24 protein-coding genes, 1 tRNA gene and 1 pseudogene are annotated in these 26,311 nt (G+C 64.8%); 10 read left to right on the forward strand and 16 right to left on the reverse strand.

Features of this window, described 5'->3' with window-relative positions:
* Nucleotides 1–33 precede the first annotated feature (33 nt).
* Nucleotides 34–243, reverse strand: coding sequence for a hypothetical protein (locus ACFQ36_RS08125; protein WP_377012418.1), 210 nt, complete (start codon nt 241–243; stop codon nt 34–36).
* A 968-nt stretch (nt 244–1,211) separates the two neighbouring features.
* Here ACFQ36_RS08125 and ACFQ36_RS08130 point away from each other — a divergent pair.
* From ACFQ36_RS08130 to ACFQ36_RS08155, 6 genes are all read left to right on the forward strand, one after another.
* Nucleotides 1,212–1,721: an HtaA domain-containing protein gene (locus tag ACFQ36_RS08130; protein WP_377012419.1), complete on the forward strand. Its 510-nt coding sequence runs from the start codon at nt 1,212–1,214 to the stop codon at nt 1,719–1,721.
* Between the two features lie 145 nt (nt 1,722–1,866).
* A complete protein-coding gene (locus tag ACFQ36_RS08135; protein ID WP_377012421.1) occupies nt 1,867–3,213 on the forward strand; it encodes an MFS transporter in 1,347 nt (448 codons plus the stop codon).
* A gap of 36 nt (nt 3,214–3,249) precedes the next feature.
* Complete coding sequence (locus ACFQ36_RS08140) at nt 3,250–4,389, forward strand: maleylacetate reductase (RefSeq protein ID WP_377012423.1); 1,140 nt, start codon at nt 3,250–3,252, stop codon at nt 4,387–4,389.
* Entirely contained in the window at nt 4,386–5,330 is a 945-nt protein-coding gene (locus ACFQ36_RS08145) for a dioxygenase (RefSeq protein WP_377012425.1), read from the forward strand. Before ACFQ36_RS08140 ends, ACFQ36_RS08145 begins: the two co-directional genes overlap by 4 nt.
* Nucleotides 5,331–5,344: 14 nt before the next feature.
* Entirely contained in the window at nt 5,345–5,743 is a 399-nt protein-coding gene (locus tag ACFQ36_RS08150) for a carboxymuconolactone decarboxylase family protein (RefSeq protein ID WP_377012427.1), read from the forward strand.
* Nucleotides 5,736–6,626, forward strand: coding sequence for an NAD(P)-dependent oxidoreductase (locus ACFQ36_RS08155; protein ID WP_377012429.1), 891 nt, complete (start codon nt 5,736–5,738; stop codon nt 6,624–6,626). Before ACFQ36_RS08150 ends, ACFQ36_RS08155 begins: the two co-directional genes overlap by 8 nt.
* A 158-nt stretch (nt 6,627–6,784) precedes the next feature.
* On the opposite strand, the gene ACFQ36_RS08160 is transcribed toward ACFQ36_RS08155, so the two are convergent.
* The 8 genes from ACFQ36_RS08160 to ACFQ36_RS08195 are packed head-to-tail and all read right to left on the reverse strand — an operon-like array spanning nt 6,785 to nt 14,451.
* Nucleotides 6,785–7,159, reverse strand: a complete 375-nt coding sequence (locus ACFQ36_RS08160) for an FmdB family zinc ribbon protein (protein ID WP_377012431.1) — start codon at nt 7,157–7,159, stop codon at nt 6,785–6,787.
* Nucleotides 7,159–7,986, reverse strand: a complete 828-nt coding sequence (locus ACFQ36_RS08165; protein WP_377012433.1) for an N-acyl homoserine lactonase family protein — start codon at nt 7,984–7,986, stop codon at nt 7,159–7,161. Before ACFQ36_RS08165 ends, ACFQ36_RS08160 begins: the two co-directional genes overlap by 1 nt.
* A 9-nt stretch (nt 7,987–7,995) precedes the next feature.
* Nucleotides 7,996–8,955: an alpha/beta fold hydrolase gene (locus ACFQ36_RS08170; RefSeq protein ID WP_377012434.1), complete on the reverse strand. Its 960-nt coding sequence runs from the start codon at nt 8,953–8,955 to the stop codon at nt 7,996–7,998.
* Nucleotides 8,956–8,963: 8 nt separating this feature from the next.
* Nucleotides 8,964–10,166 (reverse strand): cytochrome P450, encoded by a 1,203-nt coding sequence (locus tag ACFQ36_RS08175; protein ID WP_377012436.1) that lies wholly within the window; start codon nt 10,164–10,166, stop codon nt 8,964–8,966.
* A 30-nt stretch (nt 10,167–10,196) separates the two neighbouring features.
* Nucleotides 10,197–11,057, reverse strand: coding sequence for an SDR family NAD(P)-dependent oxidoreductase (locus ACFQ36_RS08180; RefSeq protein ID WP_377012438.1), 861 nt, complete (start codon nt 11,055–11,057; stop codon nt 10,197–10,199).
* Nucleotides 11,051–12,259 carry an FAD-dependent oxidoreductase gene (locus tag ACFQ36_RS08185; protein WP_377012440.1) on the reverse strand — a complete coding sequence of 403 codons (1,209 nt, stop codon included), beginning with the start codon at nt 12,257–12,259 and terminating at the stop codon, nt 11,051–11,053. The genes ACFQ36_RS08180 and ACFQ36_RS08185 overlap by 7 nt, the downstream gene beginning before the upstream one ends.
* Before the next feature lie 18 nt (nt 12,260–12,277).
* A complete protein-coding gene (locus ACFQ36_RS08190; RefSeq protein WP_377012442.1) occupies nt 12,278–13,261 on the reverse strand; it encodes a PDR/VanB family oxidoreductase in 984 nt (327 codons plus the stop codon).
* Nucleotides 13,262–13,272: 11 nt separating this feature from the next.
* Nucleotides 13,273–14,451: a cytochrome P450 gene (locus ACFQ36_RS08195; RefSeq protein WP_377012444.1), complete on the reverse strand. Its 1,179-nt coding sequence runs from the start codon at nt 14,449–14,451 to the stop codon at nt 13,273–13,275.
* A 123-nt stretch (nt 14,452–14,574) separates the two neighbouring features.
* Here ACFQ36_RS08195 and ACFQ36_RS08200 point away from each other — a divergent pair, with 123 nt between their 5' ends.
* On the forward strand, nt 14,575–15,492 hold the full coding sequence (locus ACFQ36_RS08200; RefSeq protein ID WP_377012446.1) for a LysR family transcriptional regulator: 918 nt from the start codon (nt 14,575–14,577) through the stop codon (nt 15,490–15,492).
* Nucleotides 15,493–15,506: 14 nt separating this feature from the next.
* Here ACFQ36_RS08200 and ACFQ36_RS08205 read toward each other — a convergent pair whose 3' ends face one another.
* The 4 genes from ACFQ36_RS08205 to ACFQ36_RS08220 form a co-directional block, all read right to left on the reverse strand.
* Nucleotides 15,507–16,058 (reverse strand): HtaA domain-containing protein, encoded by a 552-nt coding sequence (locus ACFQ36_RS08205; protein WP_377012449.1) that lies wholly within the window; start codon nt 16,056–16,058, stop codon nt 15,507–15,509.
* Between the two features lie 9 nt (nt 16,059–16,067).
* The gene (locus ACFQ36_RS08210) at nt 16,068–18,311 is read right to left on the reverse strand and encodes a cytochrome P450 (protein ID WP_377012451.1); all 2,244 of its coding nucleotides are present in this window, start codon (nt 18,309–18,311) and stop codon (nt 16,068–16,070) included.
* 15 nt (nt 18,312–18,326) lie between these two features.
* The gene (locus ACFQ36_RS08215) at nt 18,327–19,484 is read right to left on the reverse strand and encodes a serine hydrolase domain-containing protein (RefSeq protein WP_377012453.1); all 1,158 of its coding nucleotides are present in this window, start codon (nt 19,482–19,484) and stop codon (nt 18,327–18,329) included.
* A 117-nt stretch (nt 19,485–19,601) separates the two neighbouring features.
* Nucleotides 19,602–20,411 (reverse strand): SDR family NAD(P)-dependent oxidoreductase, encoded by an 810-nt coding sequence (locus ACFQ36_RS08220; protein WP_377012455.1) that lies wholly within the window; start codon nt 20,409–20,411, stop codon nt 19,602–19,604.
* A 379-nt stretch (nt 20,412–20,790) separates the two neighbouring features.
* Between ACFQ36_RS08220 and ACFQ36_RS08225 the strand changes: the two genes are divergently transcribed.
* A complete protein-coding gene (locus tag ACFQ36_RS08225) occupies nt 20,791–22,179 on the forward strand; it encodes an MFS transporter (protein WP_377012457.1) in 1,389 nt (462 codons plus the stop codon).
* Between the two features lie 378 nt (nt 22,180–22,557).
* Here the strand turns inward: ACFQ36_RS08225 and ACFQ36_RS08230 are convergent, their stop codons facing one another.
* The gene (locus tag ACFQ36_RS08230) at nt 22,558–23,229 is read right to left on the reverse strand and encodes a TetR/AcrR family transcriptional regulator (protein ID WP_377012459.1); all 672 of its coding nucleotides are present in this window, start codon (nt 23,227–23,229) and stop codon (nt 22,558–22,560) included.
* 430 nt (nt 23,230–23,659) lie between these two features.
* Here ACFQ36_RS08230 and ACFQ36_RS08235 point away from each other — a divergent pair.
* Nucleotides 23,660–24,702: pseudogene (locus ACFQ36_RS08235) on the forward strand (IS30 family transposase).
* 278 nt (nt 24,703–24,980) lie between these two features.
* Here ACFQ36_RS08235 and ACFQ36_RS08240 read toward each other — a convergent pair.
* Nucleotides 24,981–25,062, reverse strand: a tRNA-Leu gene (locus ACFQ36_RS08240).
* 144 nt (nt 25,063–25,206) lie between these two features.
* On the opposite strand from ACFQ36_RS08240, the gene ACFQ36_RS08245 reads away from it, so the two are divergent.
* Nucleotides 25,207–25,800, forward strand: coding sequence for an ANTAR domain-containing response regulator (locus ACFQ36_RS08245; protein WP_377012460.1), 594 nt, complete (start codon nt 25,207–25,209; stop codon nt 25,798–25,800).
* Nucleotides 25,801–25,987: 187 nt separating this feature from the next.
* Here ACFQ36_RS08245 and ACFQ36_RS08250 read toward each other — a convergent pair.
* The coding region (locus ACFQ36_RS08250) for a pyruvate kinase alpha/beta domain-containing protein (RefSeq protein ID WP_377012462.1) at nt 25,988–26,311 on the reverse strand (324 nt) is incomplete at its 5' end.

Here is a 26,311-nt window from a genome sequence, read left to right on the forward strand (position 1 = left end):
CGCTGGCTGGCCTGACCGGATCTGCGGCGGCTGTCAGGCGAAGGCCGCGTTCGCTGCGGCCGGCCTGCAAGGTCCGGCGGCCTGCCAGGAGACGGAGACCAGCTTCGCCAGCACGACCCGGCGCTCGTCCTCGAGGTCGACAGGCTCCCCGGCCAGCGTCTCCAGGGCCTCCTCCAGCGGCCACGTCCTCAGGTTCCCGTAGCGGGCCGAATAGATCTCCACCCGCTTGATATAGATCTCCACCCGCTTGAGTAAGTAGTCGTCCGCGGTGTCGAACAGGGCGTACCCGCAGGACCTGGTACAGCATTGGGATGGTCAGCGCGTCGGAGTACAGTCCGGTGCGGGCGCTCTTCGTGCCGACCTTCGCCTTCAGGCCAGGGACGCTGTTAGCGTGCACCTTTCATGGCCCTTGCCACACCAATGTCAAAGTCTCCGACAACGAACGGGCATGCTCTCCCTCCGGCGTTACGGAGGCGGTCGTTTCGGCTGTGTCAACAGCGCACTCATGGACAGGCATTTGACGTCCCACCGGATTATTTCCGCAAATGACTGGCTCCGGTCATGTCTCTGAAGCCACCCTGACGCATGGATAGGTGTCGGCAGGAAAACCGCCGGCGCCGGTAGAGCAGAAGGGATCCACCCCCGAACACGCAAGGAAACCCCCCGGTCAGGCATCCGGGATTCCTGCCCCGAACAACTCCCTAGCCTGCCGGGACTGCGCACACCCCAGAACCAAAGGCAGAGGGATCAGTGCACAAAGTGCACTCACATGGCGAAGAAAAAGTCCCTGACTAGGGGAAACTCTGTGCCCGAGGTGGGACTCGAACCGCCTTCCGGCCCCCGCGAACACAGGGCACCAGCGGAAACCTGCCGGATCCGGCCCGGTCCGGCCGCTATACGAAGCAGTACGACGGCGAAAGTGTGCACGTTGTGCACCCCGATTCCCGCCCTCACCAGGACGCCTCCAGGCCGCACAGAGGCTTCGGTGCCCCGGGGTCGCCGAATGACTGTGGACTACATATCGCCGTTTATCGGCGCTTGTGCGTTGCCCAGCAGCAGGGGTTTGGGCGCCTGCATATGGAGGTAGCGGAAACGAACCGCGGCAGCAGCCTCCCGCTACATTCCGCCGCGGCTGTGTTGCTAGGATGCAGGAGCGCCGAGATCCTCATTGAATTGGGGCGCAATGCCTTATGTCGATCCGAGGACAGTGTATGAATGCGGAATGCGTAATCCAGGACCACCTGCCACCCTTGGGCCTGACGTGGGGCGTCAAGCGCAGTTTCATCAGCTACCTGACGCGACTGCCTGACGGCGCTGTTTCGGCGGCGGACGGCGCGAACGTTGTCGCCTCCAGTCTCTTCAACTTCGCACCCGACAGCAGCGACTACGGGCCGTCCTCGTCGACAGGCACCTTGCGTTTCAGCGGCGACGTACGCATGGCCGGCCATCAAGGAATGATGTTCGTCCGCCTGCTGGACCCCTGGATCGAGTTCCGTGTGGATGAGGCGGAGCTCTCCGTCTCGACAACCAATGACGACGGTAGTGGGCTTCAGCGCATCGTCCTGGGGACAATGCGGCCCATTGCTCCGCAAAGCGCTCCGGGCGCGTTGGTCTGGCAGGGAGTCGACGTCGCACTGACTGAGGCTGGGTCGGAAGTCTTCAACCAGCAGTATCCCGCCGGTCAGGAGTTGGATCCCTTGTTCATCCGCATCGTGGCTTAGGGAACGTACCCATACCTAAAGCGTATACGTGCTGCCTATGACTTACTTGTAGCGTATGTGCACCTCCTCCTAGTATCGCAGTGACCTACCCCACAACTGGGGGTCGGAATCCGTCTTCAGACAACTGCCTTCAAGGAGGAAGCACGTGTCGCTCCCCACCCAAAAACGCGAGGCTCCACGCACGGCACTGCGCCGTGTTGCGGGCGCCAGTCTCGCCGGCAATGCCATCGAGTACTACGATTTCTCGATTTACGGCCTGGCCGCTGCCCTCGTTTTTCCGCAGCTTTTCTTTCCGGACAATGACCCGTTCATAGCGACACTGGCCACTTTCGGAACGCTCGCCGTCGGCTATATTTCGCGTCCGCTCGGCGCCATCGTTTTCGGTCACTACGGAGACAAGATCGGCCGCAAGCCGATGCTCGTCATCACGTTGCTGCTCATGGGCCTGGCCACCCTTGCCATCGGCCTGCTGCCGACCTTCGAACACATCGGGATTTGGGCCGCCGTCATCCTGACCGGCCTGCGGTTCCTCCAGGGCATCGCTTTCGGCGGTGAATGGGGCGGCGCCATTCTCATGGCGTTCGAATATGCGCCGGAGAACCGGCGCGGGCTTTTCGCCGCCATCCCGCAGGTGGGTCCGGCTACCGGTGCGCTGCTCGGTAATGCCGTGTTCCTGCTGGTCACGCTCCTGCCCCAGGAACAGCTGATGTCGTGGGGTTGGCGGTTGCCGTTCCTGTTCAGCTTCGTGCTGGTGATCGTCGGCATGTTCATCCGGCTTAAAATTGCGGAATCCCCGGAATTCCAGGCGACCAAGGACAAGGGCCGCGAGGTCAAGGTCCCGATTGCCTCAGTCCTGCGCCACAACCTCAAGGCCGTGCTGCTGGTGGGCGGCGGTTTCCTGGGATTCGGCGCCTTCTCCGTCGTCGTCATGACGTACCTGGTCCGCTACAGCCAGAACGACATGGGGATCCCCGCCTCCACCATGCTGACCTTCACGATGCTCTCCTTCGCCATCCAGATCCCGATGATCCTGCTCTCCGGGCACCTCTCCGACCGGCATGGCCGCCGGGCGCTCACCATTATCGGCTCCATAGCCGCCGTTGCCTCCATCTTCTTCATGTTCTGGGCCGTAGCCAGCGGACAGCCGCTGCTTATCGGAATTGCCTATGCCGTCGGCTTCGGCTGGCTCTACACCATTTGCTACGGCATGCAGCCTGCGCTGTTCGCCGATGCGTTCCCTGCGGAAGTCCGTTTCACCGGCATGTCCCTGGGCTACCAGCTGGCGAACGTCGTCGGATCGGGCTTTACCCCGATGATCGCCACGTGGCTCCTGTTTGCCACCGGCAACATCTACGCGGTACCGGTCTTCGTCGCCGCAACGCTGGTGATTTCGCTGTTCTGCCTGCTCCGCCTGGCCGTCCTCGCCCGGACCCGGAAAGACGCCGCGAGCAGTCTCCTCGACGGGGTGGCCGCCCCGCTGGCCGTCGGCTAGCCCGGCCGCGTCCCCACCCCTCCACGAAAGGAAAACATGCATTTCGAACACAGCACTCTGGCCCAACGGGTGCTCTTCGGATCTGGCCGCGCCGCCGAGCACGTGGCTCAGGAAGTTGCCCGGCATGACGCGCGCAACGTGATGTGCATTGCCTCGGATTTCGAACGCACCTTCGCCGAGACCGCGACAGCCTCAATCGAGGTGAAGCTGTGGCATTCCGACGTCGTCCAGCATGTTCCGATCGAGACGGCCCAGCGGGCCAGGGAAGCCGCTTCCGACGCCGGTATCGACCTGATTGTCTGCATTGGCGGCGGCTCCACCACGGGCCTGGCCAAGGCCGTGGCGCTGACCACGGGCATACCCATTATCGCGGTGCCAACCACCTACGCGGGTTCCGAAGCAACCAACGTCTGGGGCCTTACCGAAGGCGCCACCAAGACCACCGGCGCTGACGACCGTGTCCTCCCAACAGCTGTGATTTACGACGCCGAACTCACCCTTGGTCTGCCCGTCGCGTTGTCCGTCTCCTCGGGTTTGAATGCGCTGGCCCACTGCGTCGATTCCCTCTGGGCTCCGCGCGCCGACCCGATCAACCAGGCCATGGCTGCCGAGGGTGTCCGTGCACTGGCCGACGGGCTCCCCCGCATAGTGGAGAATCCGACCGGCATTGAGGGACGGGAAACAGCACTCTACGGCGCCTACCTCTCCGCCGTTGCCTTCGCATCCGCCGGCTCCGGCCTGCACCACAAGATCTGCCATGTGCTGGGCGGAACCTTCAACCTGCCGCACGCCGAAACCCACGCGACGGTGCTCCCGTACGTGCTGGCCTTCAACGGTCCGGCAGCGCCCGACGCCGCCGCCCGGCTGGCGGGCGCGCTGCGCGCCGGCATGGCCGGCAGCAGCATCCCGCTCCCGGGGGAAGACCCGGCTCTGGAAGCTGTGGATCTGCTCAACAGCCTGCGCGCCACGCTGAACGCGCCGACCGCCCTGCAGGACTACGGTTTCACTGAAGCCGATATTCCCGAGGCGGTAAAACGGATCGTCCAGGCGGCGCCGCCGTCGAACCCTGCAGAAGTCACCGAGAGCCGCATGGAACAACTGCTCCGCTCCGCGCTCGTTGGAGACACTCCGGCTGTCCGCACCGCCGGCAGTCTGATTCAGGGAGCAGGTCAATGAGTATCGACAGCATCGACGCAGCACCACCGGCTACCGCACAGACCGAACAGGCAGTCCGGGAGCAGGCACTGGTGGAAGAGGTCATCCGCTCCTTCGCCTCCGGCGGCAGCGACCGCGACCGCGAGGTGATGAACTCGCTGGTGCGGCATCTGCATGCATTCATCCGCGACATCCGGCTGACCGAAGACGAGTGGTCCAAGGCGATTGGATTCCTCACCCGCGCCGGCCACATCACCACGGACACCCGCCAGGAGTTCGTCCTGCTCTCGGATGTACTCGGGGCTTCCATGCAGACCATCGCGGTGAACAACGAAGCCGTCGGCGATGCGACCGAAGCTACCGTCTTCGGGCCGTTCTTCGTCGAGAACGCCCCGCAGATCGACATCGGTGGAGACATCGCCGGCGGCGCAGCCGGAGAGCCGTGCTGGGTCGAGGGCACCGTGCGGGACACGGACGGCAATCCCCTGCCGGGCGCCCGCATCGAGGTGTGGGAAGCCGACGAAGACGGCTTCTACGACGTCCAGTGCTCGGACGGCAGGACGGCTGCCCGAGCACATCTGTTCGCAGACAAAGACGGCCGCTACTCGTTCTGGGGCCTGACGCCGACCCCCTACCCGATTCCGTACGACGGACCGGTGGGCCAGATGCTGGAGCACTACGGCCGGTCACCCATCCGGGCATCCCACTTGCACTTCATGGTCTCCGCTCCGCAGAAACGCACCCTCGTGACCCACATCTTCGTCGACGGCTGCAAGTATCTTGATCGCGATTCGGTCTTCGGTGTCAAGGAGTCCCTCATCAAGGAGTTTGCGGCGCAGCCGGCGGGGACACCCACGCCGGACGGCCGCGACCTCGGGGGCCGGGAATGGACGCGGGCGAGGTTCGACATCGTCCTGCCACCGGCAGGTCCCAGCACTGCCACCGCCACCAAAACCTCCTAGGACAGGACAAGAAAATGGAAAAACAGCACAGTCACGAACAAACCTTCCAGGAAGGCCTGGAGATCCGCAAGGAAGTGCTCGGCGCGGCGCACGTGGAGCGCTCCTTGGCCAACGTGAGCGAGTTCGCCCGGCCGATGCAGGAACTGGTCACGGAATACTGCTGGGGAGCCGTGTGGAGCCGGGAGGGACTGGAGCGCAAGACCCGCAGCATGATCAACCTTGCCATGCTGACTGCCCTGAACCGCGGGCACGAACTGTCCGTGCATGTTAAGGGTGCAATCAACAATGGCTGTACCCCGGAGGAGATCCAGGAGGTGCTGATGCAGACTGCCATCTACGTTGGCGTCCCGGCGGCACTGGAGTCCTTCCGAATCGCCGAAGCGACCCTGAAGGAAATGAGCGTCAATGTCTGAGCAGTCCCTGCCTAGACCACGCCTTGGTTTCATCGGCCTGGGCAACATGGGGACGCCCATGTCCCGCCGCCTGGTCGATGCCGGCTTCACGGTCACAGGCACTGACCTCTCGCAGGAGAACCGTGCCCGGCTGGAGCAGGCCGGCGGCACCGCCGTCGCTACCGCCATCGACGTCGCGGCCACGTCCGACGTCCTCATCCTGATGCTGCCCAACTCCGCGATTGTCGAATCGGTCCTGCTCGACGACGGCGTCGCCGCCGCCCTGCCCGCGTCCGCGGTCATCGTGGATATGAGCTCTTCGGAGCCGCTGCGCACGCGTGCCCTCGCCGAGCGCCTGGCTGCCGACAACCTGGCTCAACTGGTTGATGCCCCGGTTTCCGGCGGCGTCGGCGGTGCTGAGAAGGGCAGCCTGACCATCATGGCCGGCGGCGACGCCGCGACCATTGAGGCACTCTCCCCCGTGCTCTCGGTGCTTGGCCGCGTCCGCCACACCGGTGCAGTCGGCTCCGGGCATGCGCTGAAGGCCCTCAACAACCTGCTTTCAGCCACGCACCTGCTGGCGACGTCGGAAGCCATGGTTGCCGGACAGGAATTCGGGCTGGACCCCCAGACAATGCTGGACGTTTTCAATTCCTCCAGCGGACGCAGCGGATCCACGGAGAACAAGTGGCCGAACTTTGTCCTCCCGGGCGGCTACAACTCCGGCTTTGGCCTGGGACTCATGCTCAAGGACATGCGTATCGCTACCCAGCTCGCCGAGGACATCCATCGGCCGAGCCTGCTGGGCAGCTGCGCGGTTGAGCTGTGGACCAAGGCCGCCGGAGAGCTTGACCCAACAGCCGACCACACGGAGATTGCCCGCTGGGCCGGACATAACGGCTGACGTGATAGAGCGTTTTGCGAAAAAAATTAAAAGGACTGTCCGGCCAGCTGCTTCAGCTGGCCGGACAGTTCTTTTCCGTGATTGCGAGGGCTGGCCCAGCCGCATGACAGAACCGCGCTGGACCCCAGGAGGGGCCCAGCACGGAACTTGTTGCTATTTCAGTGGCTGTGGCTGATGACCTGGTGGAGCTTGGCGGGACCTTTTGCTTCGAATTCGCGGGTCTGCCGTTTGGTTTCCGCCTCGTAGGTGTCCACATCGCCACGGTGCCGTGCGATCAGGCGACGGCGGGCCGACGGTGCCACGTGGCAGAGCCCCGGTACGTCCGGATTATCCCGGCAATCGATCCCGCCGGATGCGGGCGCTACGGCCTGCAGGCCCTCACCGCTCAGGGCAAGCCCCTTGCTGGTGTACCGCCGTCGGGCTTCGCCCTCGCATGCCGGGCATTGCGTGGTCGGAGGCGCCGGCGTCGGCACGAACAGTTCGATGTCGGCCCGGCATTGCGTGCAGCGGTAGTCGAAGAGCAGGCGTGCCATCAGGCGATTTCCTGCAGCGGACCGCCGAAGTCTTCCCAGTCGCGCGGATCATGGGCGATCCAGAGGCTGGCGTCCTCTGAGTCCCGGAGCTGCTTGAGCTTGGCGATCGAAGCCCGTTCCTCGTCGTAGTCCCAGTCCGAGGGATCAACCTCGCCCCATTCCACGGCCTCGCGCAGGTGTACGGTATCGCCGGTGAGGATGATGTTCCGGGAAGGCAGCCTCACCAGGGCGCTCAGTTCGCCCGGAGTGTGTCCCGGGGTGTGGTGCATGATGATGGATCCGTCGCCGAAGAGGTCCTGGCTGGGGGCCTGGACCGAATTCCAGTCGAAGGCCTTGACCTCATCGGAGAAATCCGTGGGGTTGAACAGGTGCGACGTGGACGGGCCATGGCCGGCCTGCCACTGGAGCTCCCCCGGGCCGGCGAAGAACTTGGCCTGCGGGAACAGGTACAGACCGCCCGCATGGTCCGAGTGCGTGTGCGAAAGGATCACGTGCGTGATGTCCTCGGGGCGGTAGCCGAGCGTGGCCAGCTGCCGGTCGATCCGCTGCTCTGGATCACCGATGATCATGTCCCGTTCCGGACGGCCTTCTTCATAGACCAGTCCCGGATCGTCGCAGACCAGCGGGTTCATGCTCGTGTCGAACAGGACCAGGCCCTGCTCATGCTCGATCAGGTACGCGGGCAGCGGAATCCGGACCGTGCCCTCTGCCCCTACCACCAGGTGGGCCGCGTCGATGTCCATCTTCGGGGAGTCCAGTCCCCACATGCGCCGGTTGGTGCCCGGCGTCTTCGATTGCTGTGCCGACAAATGCGTAGCTTGCGTCATTGCGTGCTCCTAGCTCAGGTTAATCCCGGCCAGCCATTCCAGGACCGGTTCCAGGACGGCTTGGGTGTTGCTTTCGAAAATGAGTCCGTGCCCGTTGCCGCCGATCCCCGCCGCCCCCAGGTGCAGGTGTGAAGCATGGGCCCCGGCACGTTCAAGGAAGGAAACCGTTTCGGCATCGTTGCCGGCCCTGCCGGATGCTTCTCCGGAGACCACCAGGACCGGCAGCCCGTCGAGCGGCTTCCGGCCGGAACCGGACGGAAAAGGCACGGCCGCCACGCCGTGCTCCAGCCTGCCCCGCGGTCCGAGGTCCTGGAACGGCGGGCCGATGGGTTCAACGGAGATGACTGCGCGGACGCGTTCCGGAGAACGGGCGGCAGCCAGCCAACCACCGGCCGCGCCGGCCGAATGGGTCGCCAGCACAGCCGTACCGGTCCGCCGGAGCAGATCCACGATCCGCCGGGCATCCAGCTCCTGGCCCAATGCAGTATCCAGGAGCATGCCGGCCGATGACGCCACGAGGGCATCGAGCTCCGCCGCGCCGGGCGCCCGCCCCCAGGTCCAGGCGGTGTTGGCCGCCGTCGTCCCTTCAGGCACGAAGACTTTGGCCGCACCGGCATAGTCCGGAAATCCGGTGCGGGCACCGAGACGGTCCGGGTCATACGGCGATCTGCCGTGGCCCGGCCTGTCCAGCAGATAGGCCGGGAAGCCCGCCTCGACCACCTGCGGCGCCCAGCCGGGTGCTTCGGAGGAGACCCCCAGCCAGTCCGTGGACTGCCCGCCGCCCCCGTGCACGAAGACCCAGGGCTTCTTCGCCGTTCCCTCGGGCGGAGCTTCCCACTGCACCCACGACGGGCCCAGCTGCCACGCTCCGCCGTCGGAATCCTGGACGTCGCCCGGGAGGAAAAATCCGCCGGTCCGCACCGTCCGCGCCGAAGCGCTCTGGTGCGGCACGGCGGCCTGCTCAGCCATGGCCGGTCCTAGGCGGACTGCGCCGGAACGAGGCGGACGGGCACGTAGTCATGACCGAAGGCCTGGTAGTTGACGGTCTTGCGGGGTTCGCCAACCAGCTCGATCTTCTCGATGCGCTCCACCATGGCTCGCAGCAGGGTGCGGGCTTCCAGCCGCGCCACCTGGTTGCCGGCGCAGGTGTGGATGCCGAAACCGAAGGAGAGGTGTCCGCCCTTGAGGTCGCGGTCCACCCGGAATTCGTTGGGCGCATCGTACTGGCGCGGGTCGCGACCGGCGCCGAGCCACATGGTCAGGATCTTCGCGCCCTCGGGGATGCGCACGCCGCCAAGCACCGTTTCCTTGACCGCGTGGCGCCCGCCGTAGCGGGAGGCCGGGTAGTAGCGGATGGCTTCTTCCCACGCGTTGTCCACCAGTTCGGGATTGGCCCGCAGCTTCTCCCACTCCCCGGGATTGTCCGCGAAGGCGCGGATCATGGAGGCGATGGACGCCGTGGTGGTGTCGAAACCGGCGGCAAAAATGGACTTCAGGATCTGCTGGGCCGTGTGCTCGGAGATCTTGCCCTCGTCCGCCATGGAGTAGAGCTGCCAGCCGATGCCGCCCTCGCGCTGCAGGTCGCGGGCGGTATTCGCCTCGACCCATTCCATTGCCTCCGCACCGCTGGCCAGCTTCGCTGCCTGCAGGTCACTGGGCGGGCCGAACACGTTGAAAACGGCGTCGCCGAACTTGAGCAGCAGCTCGCGCCCCTCTTCGGGCAGGCCCAGCACATCGGGAAAGACCTTGAGGACATACTTCACGGACAGATCGTTGTACGCGTTGATCTCCGCCGGGCCATCGGCGAGGAGGCCGTCAATGAGTTTCTCGGCTTCGGCCTTGAAATACTCGGACATCCTGGCCAGGTTCTCCGTGTCGAAGACCTTGAAGACGGCGGATTTCGAGGCCGTGTGCTCCGGCGGGTCCTCCAGGATCAGGGTCCGCGGCCGGAACGGTGAGGGCGCGTAGAACGGGCGGTCCGTGGATGAGAAGGTGCGCCAGTCCCGGAGTGCCTTCTGGATCTCCGCGAAACGGGTGATCGCGTAGTAGCCGTACTTCTCCATGTAGACAACAGGAGCAATCTCGCGCTGTTCGCCGTCGTACCGGTGGACGTCGTGGAGGGACTCGAGAGCGAAGGCATCGTAGTCGGAGACCGGTGCCTCGATGATGGTTTCAGTCATGATGGGTTCCTTAGTGAACGGTTCTGCAGTTTACGATCCGGCCTGACGTGCTACCGGGGGGATGCCCGTTGTCATCCAGTCGAGCCGGCGCTGCACTCCGGCCTGTGCCATCTCCGGATGGGTGAGGACAAAGAAATTATTGGTGCGGATCGCGTCGAGAACCTTGCCGGCCACCTCGGCGGGCTCCAGGCCGCTTTCCGCGGTGGTGGCGGCCAGCCGCTCCATCACGGCCACCCGTGCCGGCTCCGTCGCCGCAGGCACGTCTGCCGGACGGTTGCGCTCGGCTTCCGTCATGCGCGTCTTGACCGGCCCCGGTGCCAGCAGCGAAACGCCTACCTTGCTGCCGGCTGTACGCAGCTCGATTTCGAGGGACTCGCTCAGGGCGAGCACCGCGAACTTGGAGACGCAGTAGGGTGTCATCGTCGCGGTCCCGGAGTTGAACGCGGCTACCGAGGCGGTATTGACTATGTGTCCGCCTCCGTGGGCTTCGAGGAGCGGCAGGAACACACGGCACCCGTTGAGTACGCCGAAGAAGTTCACGTCCATCACCCAGCGCCATGCCTCCTCCGGGATGCTCAGGAAGCTGCCGCCGGTTTCCACGCCGGCGTTGTTGCAGACGACGTCGATGCGGCCGAACGCTTCCAGCGTCGCTGCGGCCAGTGCATCCACATCTTCGACCTTGCGGACGTCGGTGCGGAGCCCGATCACGGCTCCCAGGCCGGACAGTTCCCGGACGGCGTTGTCCAGCGCGGACTGTTCGACATCCGCGATCGCGACGCTCATTCCCTCCTGGAGGAAGCGCTGCGCCATTGCGAAGCCGATGCCGCTGGCCCCGCCCGTGACGACGGCGGTGCGGCCGGTGACGCTTTCGATGCCTGGCACCGTTACCACGCTCCAATCAGTGAGGGGGTTTCGAGGGACTTGGGGAACATCAGCCGCTTGACCACATAGTCCTCGTCAGTGGTGAGCCGGCGCAGTTCCTCCAGATCCTGCTCCAGCCGGACCGGATCGGACGAGTGGTAAACCATCCGCTTGTTGTTGCTCGCGGCGGGGTTAACCACGTCCACGAAGACCCGGCGGCGTTCGCTGGCATATTCGTCCAGCACGGTTTCCTCGGCTTCCCCGTTGACGACGGCGGCGAGCGCCTCGGAGAGGACATAGGTGTCGAACAGGCCGCTGGTCAGGCCCAGTCCGCCGGTCGGATTGGTGGCGTGGGCCGCATCGCCTGCGAGCAGGACCCGTCCGGAGCGCAGGGTTGCTGCGGCGCGCTGGTGCATGCTGTAGGGCGAGTAGGCCTCGACCAGGACGTTCTGGGGATCCTCCACGATGGAGGCGAAGAAGCCGGGCATGCGGGCCTCGACCTCTTCAACGGGCAGTGACGCGTTCTCGCAGTAGGTGTAGCGCCAGAGTCCGGTATCGCCGCTGTTGTCGATCTTGGTAATGATCGCGCCGAAGCGGTCGTCGATCAGCATGGTGGTCTGGCCGTAGCCGGCAGCCTCGAACGGGTAGCGGATGTTGGTGGCCACAAACCGCTCCGGCCACGTGAAGCCCTCGAACTCGATGCCCTGGCTCTCGCGGACCGCACTGCGGGCCCCGTCCGCGCCGATCAGCCAGGAACCGGTAAAGGTGGCATCGCCGTCGTCGGTTGTGAACGTGGCGGTGACCTGATCCGGGCCCTGAGTGAGGCCGGTGAACTTGTGGCCCCAGTGCACCCGCGCGTGCGGGTGCCTGGCCAGATGTTCCAGTGCCAGCTCGGCCAGCACGTTCTGTCCCATGTGCAGATTGTGCGGATGCTTGACCAGGCCCTCGAGGGACTGCAGGCCGTAGCGGATTTCCTCGCCGGTCTTGTGGACCTTGTAGGTGTAGTCCTGTTTCAGGAAGCCGCGCTGCACGGCGTCCTCGTAGAGGCCCAGCCGCTCCAGGCCGTCCAGCACGGACCAGTGGTAGACCATGGCGCGGGGAGCCTGGGCAACCTCGTCGCCGCGTTCGAACACGTGCACCGGCACGCCGGCCCGGGCCAGGCCCAGGGCGTTGAGGATGCCGACGGGACCGGCACCGACAATGAGGACGGGCTCTTGTTCTTTGTTGCTCATCTTGCCTCTCCGGCCTGTCTAGAGTTCGAGTTCGAGGACATCGGACTTGGCGCGGGAGACGCAGATCATCATCATCTCGTTCGCCGCCTTTTCCGCATCGGTGAGAATCGAGTCATGGTGGTCCGCTTCGCCGCACAGGATGCGGGTTTCGCAGGTGCCGCAGGTGCCCTCCATGCAGGAGAAGATGACGGGCGCTCCGGCTTCCTCGGCGACCTCCACGATGTTGCGGTCTTCGGGTACCTCGATCTCCATCCCGCTGAGGGCGAGCTTGACCTTGAAGGAGGACTTGGCCGCGGTCAGGGCCCCCGCATCCTTCGGTGCGAAGCGCTCCAAATGCAGCGTTCCTTCGGGCCAATCGCCGGTGGCGCCTTCGAGTGCGCGCAGCAGTCCTTCGGGGCCGCACGCGTAGATCTTGACGTTTTCGGCCGGCTCACCGAGCAGTGCGGCCAGGTCCGGGAACCCGAATTCGTCGTCGGGCCGGATGTTGACCTTGCCCGGGTACTTGTCGGCGAGCTCTTTCCAGAACGCCATGGAGGTCCGGGAGCGGCCCATGAACGTCATCTTCCATTCGGCGCCCCCGCGTTCGACTGCTTCCACCATGGGCATCATCGGGGTGACGCCGATGCCTGCCGCAATGAAGTGGTAGGCCGGCGATTCTACCAAAGCGAAGTTGTTCCGGGGTCCGGAGACCTCGATGATGTCGCCTTCCTGGAGTTTCTCGTGGACGAACCTGGAACCGCCGCGGCTCGCGAGCTCATTGAGGATTCCCAGCCGGTAGGCGGCGCTGTCCTCCGGGCTGCTGCACAGGGAGTACTGGCGGCTGAGACCGGAGGGCAGGTGCACTTCGAGATGCGCTCCCGGCTCCCAGGCCGGAAGCTCCGCGCCGCCGGGATGGACCAGTTCGAGTTCTACCACACAGTCGGAGGCCGTGCGCTTGGCCCGGACCTGCAACGGCATGCGGGTGACGGCAGCCTGGGTGCGCTCAAGGGTTTGGGCAGTCATTGTTCTTCTCCTTACTTCTCGAACCGGACCCGGACGTGGCTCCAGCCGGTCCGCAACGGCCTTCCGTTGGATACGGGTTCTGCGGCCAGTTCGAAGTGGCTGGTCTTGGCGAGGATCTGGCGCAGCATGGTCTGCAGTTCTGCCCGGGCAATCGGGGCGCCCATGCACTGGTGCGGTCCGTGGCCGAAGGTCAGGTGCGGGTTCGGCGAGCGGTCCGCGACGTACTCGTTGCCTCGCTCGAACTTGTCCTCGTCGCGGTTGGCCGAGTACACGTTCAGCCCCACCTTGGCGCCAGCGGGAATGGTGATGCTGTAGGCCTTCACGTCCCTGGTGGCCTTGCGGCCGGTGTGGTGCAGCGGCGGGGCCAGGCGCAGCAGTTCCTCGACGGCCGATTCGATCAGGTCCGGGTTGCTGCGCAGTTCGGCCTGGGCCTCCGGGTGACTGCCCAGGTAGGACAGAATGGATCCGATGGCCGCCGTTGTCGTGTCGGCGCCGGCGGAGAAGATCTGGACGCCGATGGCCACGGCTTCCTCCTGGGTTACCGGGCGGCCTTCGGGTTCCAGTTCCAGTACGCCGGACATGATGTCGATGCTCGGGTCCTGCGGATTGGCGCGGCGGTCTTCGATCAGCGATTCGACCGTGGGGTTCCACAGGTTCTTGTTGACCTCCCGCATGGCTTCGATGTCGTGTCGGACCGCGTCGGCCTTGGCGAGGCTGGCCGCCATGGTCTTCCAGGCGTCATCGGGCAGCAGCATGAACTTCGCGAGGACCTGCTGGGGGACGATAGCCCCGAACTGTTCGATCATGTCGGCCTCGCCGGCCTCGATCAGCGGATCCAGGTTCGCAGCGACGATCTCCTCGATATCCGGGATCAGCATGTCCACCCGCTCGGGCGTGAAGTACCGGGCGAGGAACTTGCGGAAGAAGGTATGGGTCGGCGGGTTCTCCTGGATGGGGATGGACCGCATGAACTCGGGGAACTCCAGGAACGGCTGGCCGCTGGCGTAGGTCCGCCAGTCACGGGAGCCCTTCTGCACGTCCTGGTACCGCATGAAGTCGTAGAAACCGTCGTAATCGCTGGTGTACGCCAGGGGACGCTGGGCGCGCAGCCTGTCGTACTCTGCCGGGTAGTCGGTCACCTGGATGGGGTTCCAGTCATCCTGGATTCGCGTGTTTGCCTCGACGCTCACGATGTGGCCTCCTTGCTGTTCTCCTGTGATGGGTATCACCGCTTGGCAACCACAGTAGGGTGATGCAAGCAACACGGCCATATTTTTCTAACAAGATGAAGTGGTGAGGTATACACTCAGAGTATGGACATTCGCCATATCCGCTACTTCCTCGAGATCACGCGGCAAGGATCGATCTCCAAGGCCGCCAAGGTTCTACAGATGACGCAGCCGCCGCTGAGCGCAGCACTGAAGAATCTCGAAGATGAGCTCGGCGTGAAACTGCTGGAACGGAGTGCGCGCGGCATCGTGCCCACCAGGGCCGGAGAACTGCTGCTGCAGAAGGGCGGGCGACTGGTCGACGAAACGGAACAGCTCACGCGCGAGCTCAGCCGGCAGGGCAAAGGCCTCAGCGGCATTCTGCATCTGGCCGTCATCCTGCCCTTTGCCTGGGCGTACCTGCCGCGCGTGCTGGCCCGCTTCGGAGATGTCTCCCCGTATGCCGATGTCACGTTGACGGACGTCCAGCCGGAGACGGTGACCGAAGGCATCCGTTCGGGGCGCCTCGACATTGCCATTGTTGCCACAGGCGCGCCGGAGAAGCTGCGCACCATGTACCAGGACGACATGGCGGTCGAACCGATCTCGAAGCTCTCCCTTTCCGCGGTACTGCCCAACCGCTTCCAGCATGCCCCAAAGCCGATCACGCTGGACGACCTGATGGAAGAGACCTGGCTGCTGCCCTCGCCTTCCATCCGAGTCCCCGGCATTACCGAACTGATGGTGGACTACTGGCTAGAGAACGGATTGACGTTGCCGCGCATGAAGGCCGTGACCAGCCTGCAGACCACCTTGCCGCTGGTCGCCGCGGACATGGGCATGAGCATCATGCCGCCGGAAATCCAGCAGATCGCCAAGACCACGGTGGTCACCCGCCATGTGGATCCGCCGCTGCCCCCGCTCCACGTCGTAGCGCTGTGGAGCTCGCAGCGGGAACTTTCCGACGTCGGCATGAAGTTCATCGAGGTGCTGCTTGGCCCGCGGGCCAAGCGTTCGCGCTGACCCGGCGCAGGCGGTCACCCGGTTGGACACCGGCTGTCCGGCCCTTGGAGCACCACAGCCACGGGGTCCATTTTTTCGCCCGGCTGATACTGCTCGTTGAACATGACGGATCCTTCCGACGTGAGCCGGGCCGGTGTCTCCGGCAGGAAGTGACAGGCGCCGTCGGCAACAAGCCGGGCCGAAGGCAACTGCAGCAGGGGCACCCGTTTGCTCCGGTCCGGCCAGTGCCGCACGTCGACGATGCTGACTACCGCCGCGCCGTTGTCGAATTCAATCCACGGATCGGCAATCAGGACGGACAGCATGCCGTAGTGCCCGCGCAGTTGCACCTGGCCGCGGAACCTGAGGACCCCCGCCGTCCTCAGCGAACCATGCTCTCCGCCGTCGGACTCGAAGCGGAAAAAGCTGCCGTCCACAATCGCAGCGCCGTCCTGGGCGGTGACTGAACCGTCGGGCAGGCGGGAGATGTAGTTGATGAAACTGCGTTTGATGCCCCAGGTCAGGCCTGCGGGCGAGGAGTCCCCGCCCGCAGGCTGCTGTGCCGTGGGCTCCGGTGCGGAGTCCATATGTCCTTCCTACAGGGCCAGTTTGAGCGGGCAGCCGCCCTGCGAGCGCGAAACGCAGATGAACATGCTGTCGCAGCTGGCCTTTTCTTCGTCGGTCAGGATGGAGTCCCGGTGGTCCACGGCTCCGGCTACCACCGGTGTTTCGCAGGTGCCGCAGGTGCCTTCGTTGCAGGAGGACAATGCCGGCAGGCCCGCTTCCTCGGCCACCTCGAGGATGGACTTGTCGGCCGGAATGGTCAACGTGACGCCGCTGTCCACGAATTCGACCTCGAAAGCTACATCACCGCTGGAATCAATCTCCTTGGGCACAAACCGCTCCACGTGCAGGCTGCCGGAGGGCCAGTGCGCCGAGGCGCCCTCCACCACGTTGAGCAGCGGTTCCGGCCCGCAGCAGTAGATCAGCGTTTCCGGCTGGATGTCCTTCAGGTACGCGGAGAAGTCCACCCGGCCGTCGGTGTCCTCAGGGACAATGCGGACCCGGTCCCCGAACTGTTCAAGCTCACCGAGGAATGCCATGGTGGCCCGGGACCGGCCGCCATAGACCAGGGTCCAGTCCGCGCCTGCACGATCGGCCTGGCCCACCATGGCCAGAATCGGTGTGATGCCGATGCCGCCGGCGATGAAGACGTACTTCCTGGAAGGCTGGAGCACAAAGTTGTTCCGGGGCTGGCTCACGGTCAGGGTGCCGCCGGCCCGCACGGTCTCGTGGATGGCCCGTGAGCCTCCGCGTCCGTTCGGCTCGTTCAGCACGCCGATGCGCCAGCTGTCCTGGCTGCCACCGGGAGTGCACAGCGAGTACTGCCGGACGTAGTCCCCTACATGCACGTCGATGTGCGCCCCCGGGTGCCATTCCGGCAGCGGTGCTCCGGCCGGATCAACGAGGGTCAGCGAAAGCACGCCGTCGGATTCCTGCCGGCATTCGCTGACCTGCAACTCCAGGGTGGCGGTGGGATCCTCCGGGCGCTCGACCGCATGCTGCGGCGCGTTCGCGGCAACATCCCACTCCACGTCGAGGCTGCGCCGGACCGGCAGCAGCGCCATGCGGATGAAGTCCAGGCCCCAGTCTTTCGCCGGGCGCAGGTTGGGCAGCCGCTCGAAGAGCACCTTCAGGCCGGTGGCTCCCTGCACCCGGGCCAGCGGCTGGCCCAGGCAGGTGTGGCGGCCCTTGGTGAAGGCCAGATGGTCGCGCGGGTCTTCGCGGTGGATGTCGAACTCAAACGGGTTTTCGTAGTATTCGGGATCGGTGTTGGCGCTGGCCAGCGCAAGCCAGATCATGTCCCCGGCCTTGATGTCCGCGCCGCCGATGGTCACATCAACGTTCGCCCGGCGCGAGGCGAAGGTCGACGACGGACGGCGGCGCACGGTTTCGTCGAAGACGGCCTGCCACAGAGCCGGATCGGTCTTGGCGTCGGCGAGGGCGGCCGGAGTGTCATTGAGGAAGATGACGGCATTGGCCATCGCCTGCGCGGTGGTGTCGGTACCGGCCGCGGAGAACTCGCCCAGGTGCAGTGCGATCTGCGCCTCGGAGAGCGAATAGTTGCCCTCGCGGTCCTTGTCGCGCGCCATCACGGAGATCAGGTCATCGGCCTGGCTCTCGCGGCGGTCGCGGACAATCCCGCGCAGCACCAGCTGGGCGGCAACGTAGCGGTCCCAGACCTCCGTGCGGCGCGGTTCCGGCAACGGCTCCTGGGCGCTGGCGAGGACCTGGAAGAAGTCATCGCGCAGCTGGCGCATCATGGGCTCCAGCTCAGCCGGCAGGTCCATCAGCGCCATCAGTGTCTGCGTGGTCAGTTCCAGGCAGTAGGCGTCCATCAGGTTCGCGGCGCCGTCGGCCTCGATCCGGTCAATGATCCGGTGCGCGCGCTCTTCAATCTGCGGCTGGAGCGCCTCCATCCGGGCCTGCAGGAAGCCCTTCTGCGCTACTCGGCGGGCGATCGTGTGGCCCTGCGGGTCGGAGCCGACCAGGATTCGGGAGATCAGCTCCGCCGACATGGTCTCCGCGTGCTTCTCAGGCACCGTGATGAGTCCGGCGTTGCTGGCACTGGAGAACTTCTGCCAGTCCGGCAAAATCATCTCAGCGTCCGCACGCCGGGTGACCATCCAGGCGTTGAGGTAGGGGTAGAAGAAGGTGGGGGTGCCTTCGCGGACATCGGCGAAGTGCTGCGCCGGGTCGCGGTAGTAATCGTCGCCCATCGGGTCGAACTCCGGGGCGAGCGGCCCGCGTTCGCGCAGGCGCGTGGTTTCTGTGCTCATTGGCGGATATTCCAATCAAAGGGCCGCGGAGGCGGCGATGGTGGAGAGTTTCTGGAAGCGCAGCACGTTGTCGCCTTCGTCCATGACGCCGGCGGTGAGGCAGACGAAGGTCATGTCCCGCTCCGGGTCGATCCAGAACAGCGTGGATCCGGCGCCGTAGTTGCCGTGGGTGCGGGGGCTGGTGAACGGTCCGAAGAAGGAGGCATGAGTGCCGGTGCCGCTGAGCGAGAAGCCCAGGCCGAAGTTGCCCTTGGGTTCCTCCCAGCCGCGGGAACGGGCGATCATCGCGTACAGGTCATTGGTCATGTCGCCGGTCTGCAAAGTGGTGGCAGCATCCAGCACTGCCGGGGCGATCAGCTGCCGCCCGGCGAACTCGCCCTTCCGGCGGATCATTTCGGCGAACGTGAAGACGTCGGCGGCGGTGCTGACCGATCCCACCCACGGCATCTCCGCATCCTGGTCCACTGCCTCGTTGAGGATTTCCACATCCCGCGCGGAGAGCCAGCCGTCGTCCGGGATATAGGCCTTGAGCGGGACGATGCGGTCCTTCCACTCATCCAGCGGGCCGAACCGGGTGTCCGTCAGGCCCAGCGGACCGAACAGGTTTTTCTCGGCCAGATCGCGGAACGAGTCCGCACCGTAGACCCGGCGGAGCATTTCGCCCATCAGTGCGTGGTTGATTGCGGGCGAGTAGGTCAGGTTGGTGCCGGGCTCGTGGATGACGTCCAGGTTGCAGATCGCCTCGATGGTGTTGGCCAGGTTGCCCAGCTGCTCGGTGGGCAACGGCTCCGGGGTGGCCGGCATGCCCGAGCGGTGCGTCAGCAGGTGCGCGAGGTTGACCTTGTCCTTGCGCAGCATGCGGAAGCGCGAGGGGCCGAAGAATTCCGGGATCACGTCGACAACCCGGGTGCTCAGGGCCAGCTTGCCCTCGCCGATGGCCTGGTAGACCAGCGCATTGGTAAACGCCTTGGTCAGGGACAGAACGCGGAAAATGCTGTCCGCCTGCATTTCGCGGTTGGCGGCCCGGTCGGCCCAGCCGATCGTGGCGTCCAGGGCCACGTCGCCATGGCGCGCCACGATGATGCGCGCGCCATCATAGTCGCCGGCGCTGATGTCGTTGCGGATGGTGGACTCGAGCAGATCGAGGGCTTCTGGATTCAGTCCGTGGGTCATGTTCACACTCCTGCAGTTCGTTGGCTTTCTGCGGTGGCACAAAGGCCGGAAGTACAAAGCCGGGGCGTACGACGGCGGCAGCCGGCCGCCGTCGTACGTTGCGGCAGTGCGGGGCTGCTACATGTGCAGGCCGCCAGACGGCGAGAGGGTCTGGCCGGTGTAGTAGGCGCCGGAGTCGCTGGCCAGGAAGAGCAGCGTTTCGGCGATCTCTTCCGGGGCCGCGGGCCGCTTGATGGGCTGCATCCCGATCAGCATGCCGGTGATTTCCGCGGGCTGCTGGCGGAACAGCGGGGTGTCCACTGCGCCAGGGGCAATCGCATTGACCCGGATGTTGAAGGGAGCCAGCTCCGCGGCGGCGCTGCGGGTCATGCCCAGCACCCCGGCCTTGGACGCCGGGTAGTACAGCGGCATGGGCACGCCCAGCAGGGCGGCGGAGCTCGAGACGTTCACTATGGCGCCGCCGCCGGTGCGCTTGAGCAGGGGCGCGCTGGCGCGCATCACGTAGAAAGGGCCGAAAAGATTGATCTCCAGCACGCGCCGGAAGTCCTCGTCACTGATGTCGCCCAGGAAATCCGGGAAGTACTCCTCGCCGGACTGCGCGGCACGGAAGGAACGGACGTTGGATTCAACCAGTTTGTCGTTGGCGGCCTTGTTGGGCGCGTTCACGCCCGCGGCATTGATCACCGCGTCCAGCCGGCCGAACTGCGCATCCAGCTTGGCAAAGGCATCGTTGACGGCGGCACTGTCCGTCACGTCCAGGGCAATGGCCAGCGAACCCGGGATCTTCGAGAACTCCTTGGCCAGCGCATCCTCGGACAGGTCCGCGCCCACCACGGACGCTCCTGCCGCCGCGAAGGCCCGCGCCGTAGCCAGGCCGATTCCGGACGCCGCTCCGGTAATGAACGCTACTTTGCCGTCAAGATTCATTTTGTCCTGCCATCCTCCATCCCACCGGGACGGTACGAACTGTGATCGAAGGCACTCAGTCTCGCACGTTGTTAGACACCTGTCTAGCGAAATTCTGGATGACGATATAAAAGTTATCCGGAAGTCCTATTGCCAGACACATGTCTATCGATATGCTGATCACCGTCACTCTTTATGAGGCGCGTCACATCGCTGTGCTGCCTCTTTCCATGCCGGCAACTTCAGCTCGCCGATCGAGCCTTGGCACGCCGGCCCCTTTCAGCGGGTCCCAAAGACCTCTCTTACGAGGAGAAACATGTCTGCTCCACTAACTCCGACCGCAGCGGCCGGACTGCAGGAGGCCCGGGGAACACTTCCCTGGAAACGCGCAGGAATGCTGATGGCCATCACCTTTTCCAGCCTCCAGGTGCTCAATGAAGTAGGCGCCATGATGGCCATCCCGCTCTACCAGTCGATGAGCTTGGACCTCGGGCTGACCCCAGCCCAGGTCTCCTGGGCACTGCTGTCCACCCTGCTGATGGGCGCGGCATCCATCCCGTTGCTGTCGAAGGCCGGCGATGTTTTCGGCCACCGCAAGGTGATGATTTTCTGCATTCTCGGGATCCTGGCAGGCTACGTGATCTCGGCCCTCGCCACCACGTTCGCCGTCCTGGTGATCGGCCGGGCATTGACCGGCATCATGGCCGGGCAGGCGCTGGTAGTGGGCATCATGAATGACCGGCTGTCCAACTTCGACCGCAAGAAGGCCATCGGCATCATCGCCGGCGGCCAGGCAATCGGGGTCACGTTCGGCTTCGGCCTGGGCGGCCTGATGGTGGTTGTGGGCGCCACCTGGCGCACCACTTTCTGGATTGGCGCGGTACTGACCGTGCTCAGCCTGGTGGGCATGCTGCTCTGGGGATCCGATTCGGACGCCGTGCTGCGCAACCGCGGTGCCAAGCGGCGGATCGATATCACCGGCGTCGTCCTGATGGGCTTGTCCCTCACGGCCCTGTGCATCGGCATCAGCCAGAGCACGGCCTGGGGCTTCTTCTCCACGGCCACGCTGATCTGGGTCATCGGAGGGATCGTCGGGCTGGTCCTGGCGCTCGTGGCAGAGTCCCGAAGCAAGCAGCCGCTGGTCGATGTCAGCCTGCTGCTGAGCACCCGCCTGCTGCCGGCCTACCTTGTCTTTGTTGCCCTGGGCGCCGCCGGCATCATGATCTTCAACTTTGTGATGGGCTGGGCCCTGACTCCGGCGGGATTGGCGGGCTATGGCTTCGGCCTGAATCCGCTGATGGCAGGCTTCCTGTTCATCCCGATGACCGCCGCCGGCATTGTTGTTTCGCTCTACGTCCCGCGGCTGCTCCACCGCATCCCGCCGCGCGGACCGCTTGCAGCCGGTGCCATCCTGCTGACGCTGTCCTTCATCTGGCTGTACTTCATGCACGCCCAGTTGTGGGCTGTCGTCGTGGGAATTCTTTTCTACGGCATTGCCTACACAACCGTGCTCACCGTAGCCATCTCCGTCATCGCCGCCGAAGCACCGGAAGGCAGGGGCGCCGGTACGGCCTCCCTCTATGTCGCCATCGCCTTGTCCTCCTCGTCCATCGGCACGGCCATCTATGCCGCAATCATCGGACTCAACACCACGCCGGAGGCCCCCCTGCCATTGGCCGAAAACTACGGTATAGGCTTCATCACCGCCGCTATCGTCTGCCTGGTTGCGGTCGCCGCCGCCTTCTCGTTGTCCAAGAGCGTGCGCCTCACGGAAATTTCCAGCCACTAACAAGCAGGTACACACTGCTCGGGGGTGTCTGCGTCTCTCTGGAAGGAAGCACGAGACTGGAGCTCTATCACCGGCAAGACCCCTTGACTTCATTTCCCAATACCCGAAAATCGGTTTTGGCGACGACGGTGATTCCGCCACTAATGAATCCAGAACCATCCATCCCCCTGGTCTGAGCGATGTCGACGGCGAAGCGCGGCTCTTCCAGATACAGGGTGGCTACACCGACAAGCTCCGCCGATAACAACCGACTGGTCACCGAATGCAAGCGAAACCATTCCCGGGCGGTCGGCTGCCTCGAGCGGACAGCATCCCAGGAAGGCTGCAAGGAAGCCGCCCACATCCAATCAGTGAGTGTCCCCGCCCCGGCAGGGACACTCACTGAGTTGTTGTACCCCTGCAGAGGAAGGCGAGCCACTGGGCGGCGAGCACCTCTTTAAGACTGACCATATCCACCGGGCGCTCACGAATAACGGCAAAATACATCATGCGGTCCAGCGCCATCTGCAGGGTCAGAAGGTGCAGCCGCGCACGCTCGTGCTCGTCCGGATCCGTAAACCGGGAGAACGTCCTCGGCATGACCTTGTAGCTGTTCCCCAGGACGGAGATCCAAGTATCGGTCACCACATCATCATTCGCGAGCGCCTGCTCCATAGTGGCAAAGTCCCGGGCCTTCTCGCGCCACAGGGCAAAGGTGTCCCCGAGCCAGGACACGATGCTCTCCAGATCCGGGTTCTCAATCTCGTCCAGCCGGCGGTACGCAGCCAGCACCTCTGGCGCCCCCTGCCGCATGATCTCGGCAACAACTTCAGCCTTGCTCCGGAAATAGACGTAGAAGGTTGCCCGGCTGGCACCTGCTGCACTGGCAATGTTTTCAGCCGTCGTTTCGTTGTAGCCCCGGCTCCGAAACTCCTCCGCGCCAGCCTCAATCAACCGCTCCCGCGTCAACTGCTTCTGCAGCTCGCGCAGCGACTGGCGCGGTGCCTTTTCCTGAGCGCTGCCCCCACTTCCGACCAGGCCAGGTCTGCGCTCATTTCCAACGGTGCTCACCCTCCCAAAACTACCATCGGCACGGGGGCCCGCCCCTGCCATAGGTGGGACGACGATACGTTTCGCAGCCCGGAGACAAACGCGGACAGTCTCATGTCCTTGATGACGGTACATTCTGTCCGCGATGGCAATTCCCTGCTGGCTGCCAACCCCATCCGTCGCCTATAGCCTCGTTCCGGCGTGTGGCGCATAGCATAAGGGAAAATGGCCGGAGAGGCTCTGGCGGGTAGGCCGGGGTTCGCATAAGCCGGTGGCGAGTTCAAAGGGTCGTCGCAACGCCGTGTTTTGATGTGAGGTGTTGTGTATGGTTTCCCGACGGGATTTGGCGGGTATGCAGGCCGCGTTTTGGGTGTTGATGGCCGGAGGTTCCACATTGACTGCGGCGTGTGATGCTGTGGGTGTGAACAGACAAACAGGGCGGCGTTGGCGCTTGGCAACCGGCGGACGGATACCTCGGAGGCGCCCGGAACCCTCGGGGCGGTATCTGTCGTTGGATGAACGGCTGCAGATCGCAGATCTGCGGTTGTCCGGTGCCTCGGTGCGTTCCATTGCCCTGGGTATCGGGAGGTCGGCGTCGACCGTAAGCCGTGAGCTGCGGCGCAACGGCAGCGCACGTGGTGCTTATGCTCCTCATGCCGCGCAGAAGCGGGCAGAGTTCCGCGGACGCCGGCCGAAGGCCAGTAAGTTTGACTATCCCGAGCTGGCATTACTGGTGCAGACCAAACTGTGCGTGAAGTGGAGCCCGGAGCAGATCAGTCTCCACCTCGATGAAAATTTTCCCGACCAGAGCCGGATGCGGGTGTCCCACGAAACCATCTACCAGGCCCTGTTTGTTCAGGGGCGCGGCGGGCTGCGCACCAGCATCTGCGCACCGGCCGGGCGGTGAGGCGGCCTCGCGGACGCACCGGAAAACGCCCATCAAAGATCCCTGACATGGTCCTGATCAGCGACCGGCCCGCCGAGGTCGCCGGCCGTGCCGTGCCCGGGCACTGGGAGGGCGATCTGGTTCTTGGATCGAACTGCCGGTCGGCCATCGCCACTCTGGTCGAACGCAAGACCCGCTACGTGATGCTCGTCCATCTCCCTGATGACCACGGCGCCCCGGCCGTCCGCGACGGGCTCCTGGCCGTGATTGCCACCCTCCCGGCACACCTGCGCAAGTCCCTGACCTGGGATCAGGGCACCGAGCTGGCCAGGCACCGGGAGATCACCCTGGCGACGAAGATGGACATCTATTTCTGCGACCCGCACAGTCCCTGGCAACGCGGCTCCAACGAAAACACCAACGGCCTGCTGCGGCAGTACTTCCCCAAAGGGACCGACCTGTCCGTCCACGCCCCGGAGCGTCTGCTGGAAGTTGCAGCCGAACTGAACGCCCGCCCCCGCAAGATTCTCGGCGGAATCAGCCCAGCACAAGCCATGCAGCGGCTACTGTTGGACCCCGAAGTGCCCCTCGTTGCAACGACCGCATGAATTCACCGGTCCCCAAACGCGACATTCCCCGGTCGCTCCCCCGCCGGCGGGAAAGCCCGGCCGGGGCACCTTGCGGCGGCACACATGCTGCCGGGATCAGGACGCGGTGACTAGCAGGACTGCCGACTGGCGCACCGCGGCCCGGCAGCGGCCATGCCCCGGACAATTCCATAGCCCGCCGGGACCCCGCACAACGTCCCGAACCAGAAGTCAGAGGAATCCGTGCACAAAGTGCACACACTCGAAGAAGAAAAAGCCCCAGACTTGGGGAAACACTGTGCCCGAGGTGGGACTCGAACCCACACACCTTTCGGCGCCGCATTTTGAGTGCGGTGCGTCTGCCAATTCCGCCACTCGGGCCTGAGGACGACTTCCGGCCGTGATCACCGCAAAAGCTGTGAACACCATCATGTGTCATCCGTGCGAAAATCTACTCTACATGCCGATAGGCTAATTCCGTGAACCTGCAACACGGATTCACCTGAACGCCTTCAAGGAGCCGCCGTGTCCGAACAGACAGAGCCCACCCCCGCACGCCGCGTTGTTGTTGCCGAAGACGAGACCCTCATCCGCCTGGATATTGTCGAGATCCTGCGGGGCGAAGGATTCGACGTCGTCGCCGAGGCGGATAACGGGGAAAAGGCAGTCCAGCTGGCGCACGAACTGAAGCCGGATCTGGTCCTGATGGACGTCAAAATGCCGGTGATGGACGGCATCACCGCCGCGGAGCAGATTGTGAAGGCGCGGATTGCCCCCGTGGTGCTGCTGACCGCCTTCAGCCAGAAGGAACTGGTGGAACGCGCCCGCGATGCCGGCGCCATGGCCTACGTGGTCAAGCCCTTCACTCCGGCGGACCTGGTGCCCGCCATCGAGATTGCCCTGTCCCGGCATCAGGAGATCAAGGCGCTGGAGGCCGAGGTATCGGACCTGCAGGAGCAGTTCACCACCCGGAAGCTGGTGGACCGGGCCAAGAGCCTGCTGATCACCAAGATGGGCCTGACCGAGCCCGAGGCCTTCCGCTGGATCCAAAAGACGTCGATGGACCGCCGGCTGAGCATGCGCGAAGTCGCCGAAACCATCATCAACCAGGTGAACTAACGCCGGGAAGCAAGAACCGGCCAGCAGCTCCCGCGGCGGAAAATTGGTCACTACTTGCTCTGCCTGACGGGAAAGTGGTCGGCGGGCGCCCTCAATGGGGCACCCGCCGGCCGCTTTCCGTTGCAGGACATCTGCTGACCGGTTTCCGCCGAATCACGGCATCTGCCGACCAGTTTTCCGAGGGGGGTCAGGAGGGCTTTTTGGCTTCGGGCCAGGGGCCGACCTTCTCGCGGCGGCGCAGGTTGCCGGACCCGGCGTCGGCCAGGTCCCCGACCCGGTGGACCTTGACCATGTTGGTGGACCCGGCGGTGCCCGGCGGCGAGCCGGCGGCGATGACCACCAGGTCGTCCAGGTCCACCAGGTCCTGTTCGTACAGGACGCGGTCCACCTGGGCGGTCATCTGGTCGGTGTGCGAGGCGAAGTCCACCAGCAGCGGGGTGATGCCCCAGATCAGGGCCATGTAGTTGCGGGTGGATTCCAGCGGGGTGAAGGCGAACATCGGCTTGAGCGG

The organism is Arthrobacter sp. GCM10027362, assembly GCF_042679445.1.
In the GTDB taxonomy this organism is placed as follows: domain Bacteria; phylum Actinomycetota; class Actinomycetes; order Actinomycetales; family Micrococcaceae; genus Crystallibacter.

Coding starts and splice junctions, on each gene's coding strand:
- ACFQ36_RS08190 (WP_377012442.1), bottom strand. CDS start 13,261: ATGACTGCCCAAACCCTTGAGCGCACCCAGGCTGCCGTCACCCGCATG.
- ACFQ36_RS08185 (WP_377012440.1), bottom strand. CDS start 12,259: ATGAGCAACAAAGAACAAGAGCCCGTCCTCATTGTCGGTGCCGGTCCC.
- ACFQ36_RS08145 (WP_377012425.1), top strand. CDS start 4,386: ATGAGTATCGACAGCATCGACGCAGCACCACCGGCTACCGCACAGACC.
- ACFQ36_RS08215 (WP_377012453.1), bottom strand. CDS start 19,484: ATGACCCACGGACTGAATCCAGAAGCCCTCGATCTGCTCGAGTCCACC.
- ACFQ36_RS08200 (WP_377012446.1), top strand. CDS start 14,575: ATGGACATTCGCCATATCCGCTACTTCCTCGAGATCACGCGGCAAGGA.
- ACFQ36_RS08170 (WP_377012434.1), bottom strand. CDS start 8,955: ATGGCTGAGCAGGCCGCCGTGCCGCACCAGAGCGCTTCGGCGCGGACG.
- ACFQ36_RS08140 (WP_377012423.1), top strand. CDS start 3,250: ATGCATTTCGAACACAGCACTCTGGCCCAACGGGTGCTCTTCGGATCT.
- ACFQ36_RS08210 (WP_377012451.1), bottom strand. CDS start 18,311: ATGAGCACAGAAACCACGCGCCTGCGCGAACGCGGGCCGCTCGCCCCG.
- ACFQ36_RS08150 (WP_377012427.1), top strand. CDS start 5,345: ATGGAAAAACAGCACAGTCACGAACAAACCTTCCAGGAAGGCCTGGAG.
- ACFQ36_RS08220 (WP_377012455.1), bottom strand. CDS start 20,411: ATGAATCTTGACGGCAAAGTAGCGTTCATTACCGGAGCGGCGTCCGGA.
- ACFQ36_RS08155 (WP_377012429.1), top strand. CDS start 5,736: ATGTCTGAGCAGTCCCTGCCTAGACCACGCCTTGGTTTCATCGGCCTG.
- ACFQ36_RS08205 (WP_377012449.1), bottom strand. CDS start 16,058: ATGGACTCCGCACCGGAGCCCACGGCACAGCAGCCTGCGGGCGGGGAC.
- ACFQ36_RS08130 (WP_377012419.1), top strand. CDS start 1,212: ATGAATGCGGAATGCGTAATCCAGGACCACCTGCCACCCTTGGGCCTG.
- ACFQ36_RS08165 (WP_377012433.1), bottom strand. CDS start 7,986: ATGACGCAAGCTACGCATTTGTCGGCACAGCAATCGAAGACGCCGGGC.
- ACFQ36_RS08160 (WP_377012431.1), bottom strand. CDS start 7,159: ATGGCACGCCTGCTCTTCGACTACCGCTGCACGCAATGCCGGGCCGAC.
- ACFQ36_RS08175 (WP_377012436.1), bottom strand. CDS start 10,166: ATGACTGAAACCATCATCGAGGCACCGGTCTCCGACTACGATGCCTTC.
- ACFQ36_RS08225 (WP_377012457.1), top strand. CDS start 20,791: ATGGCCATCACCTTTTCCAGCCTCCAGGTGCTCAATGAAGTAGGCGCC.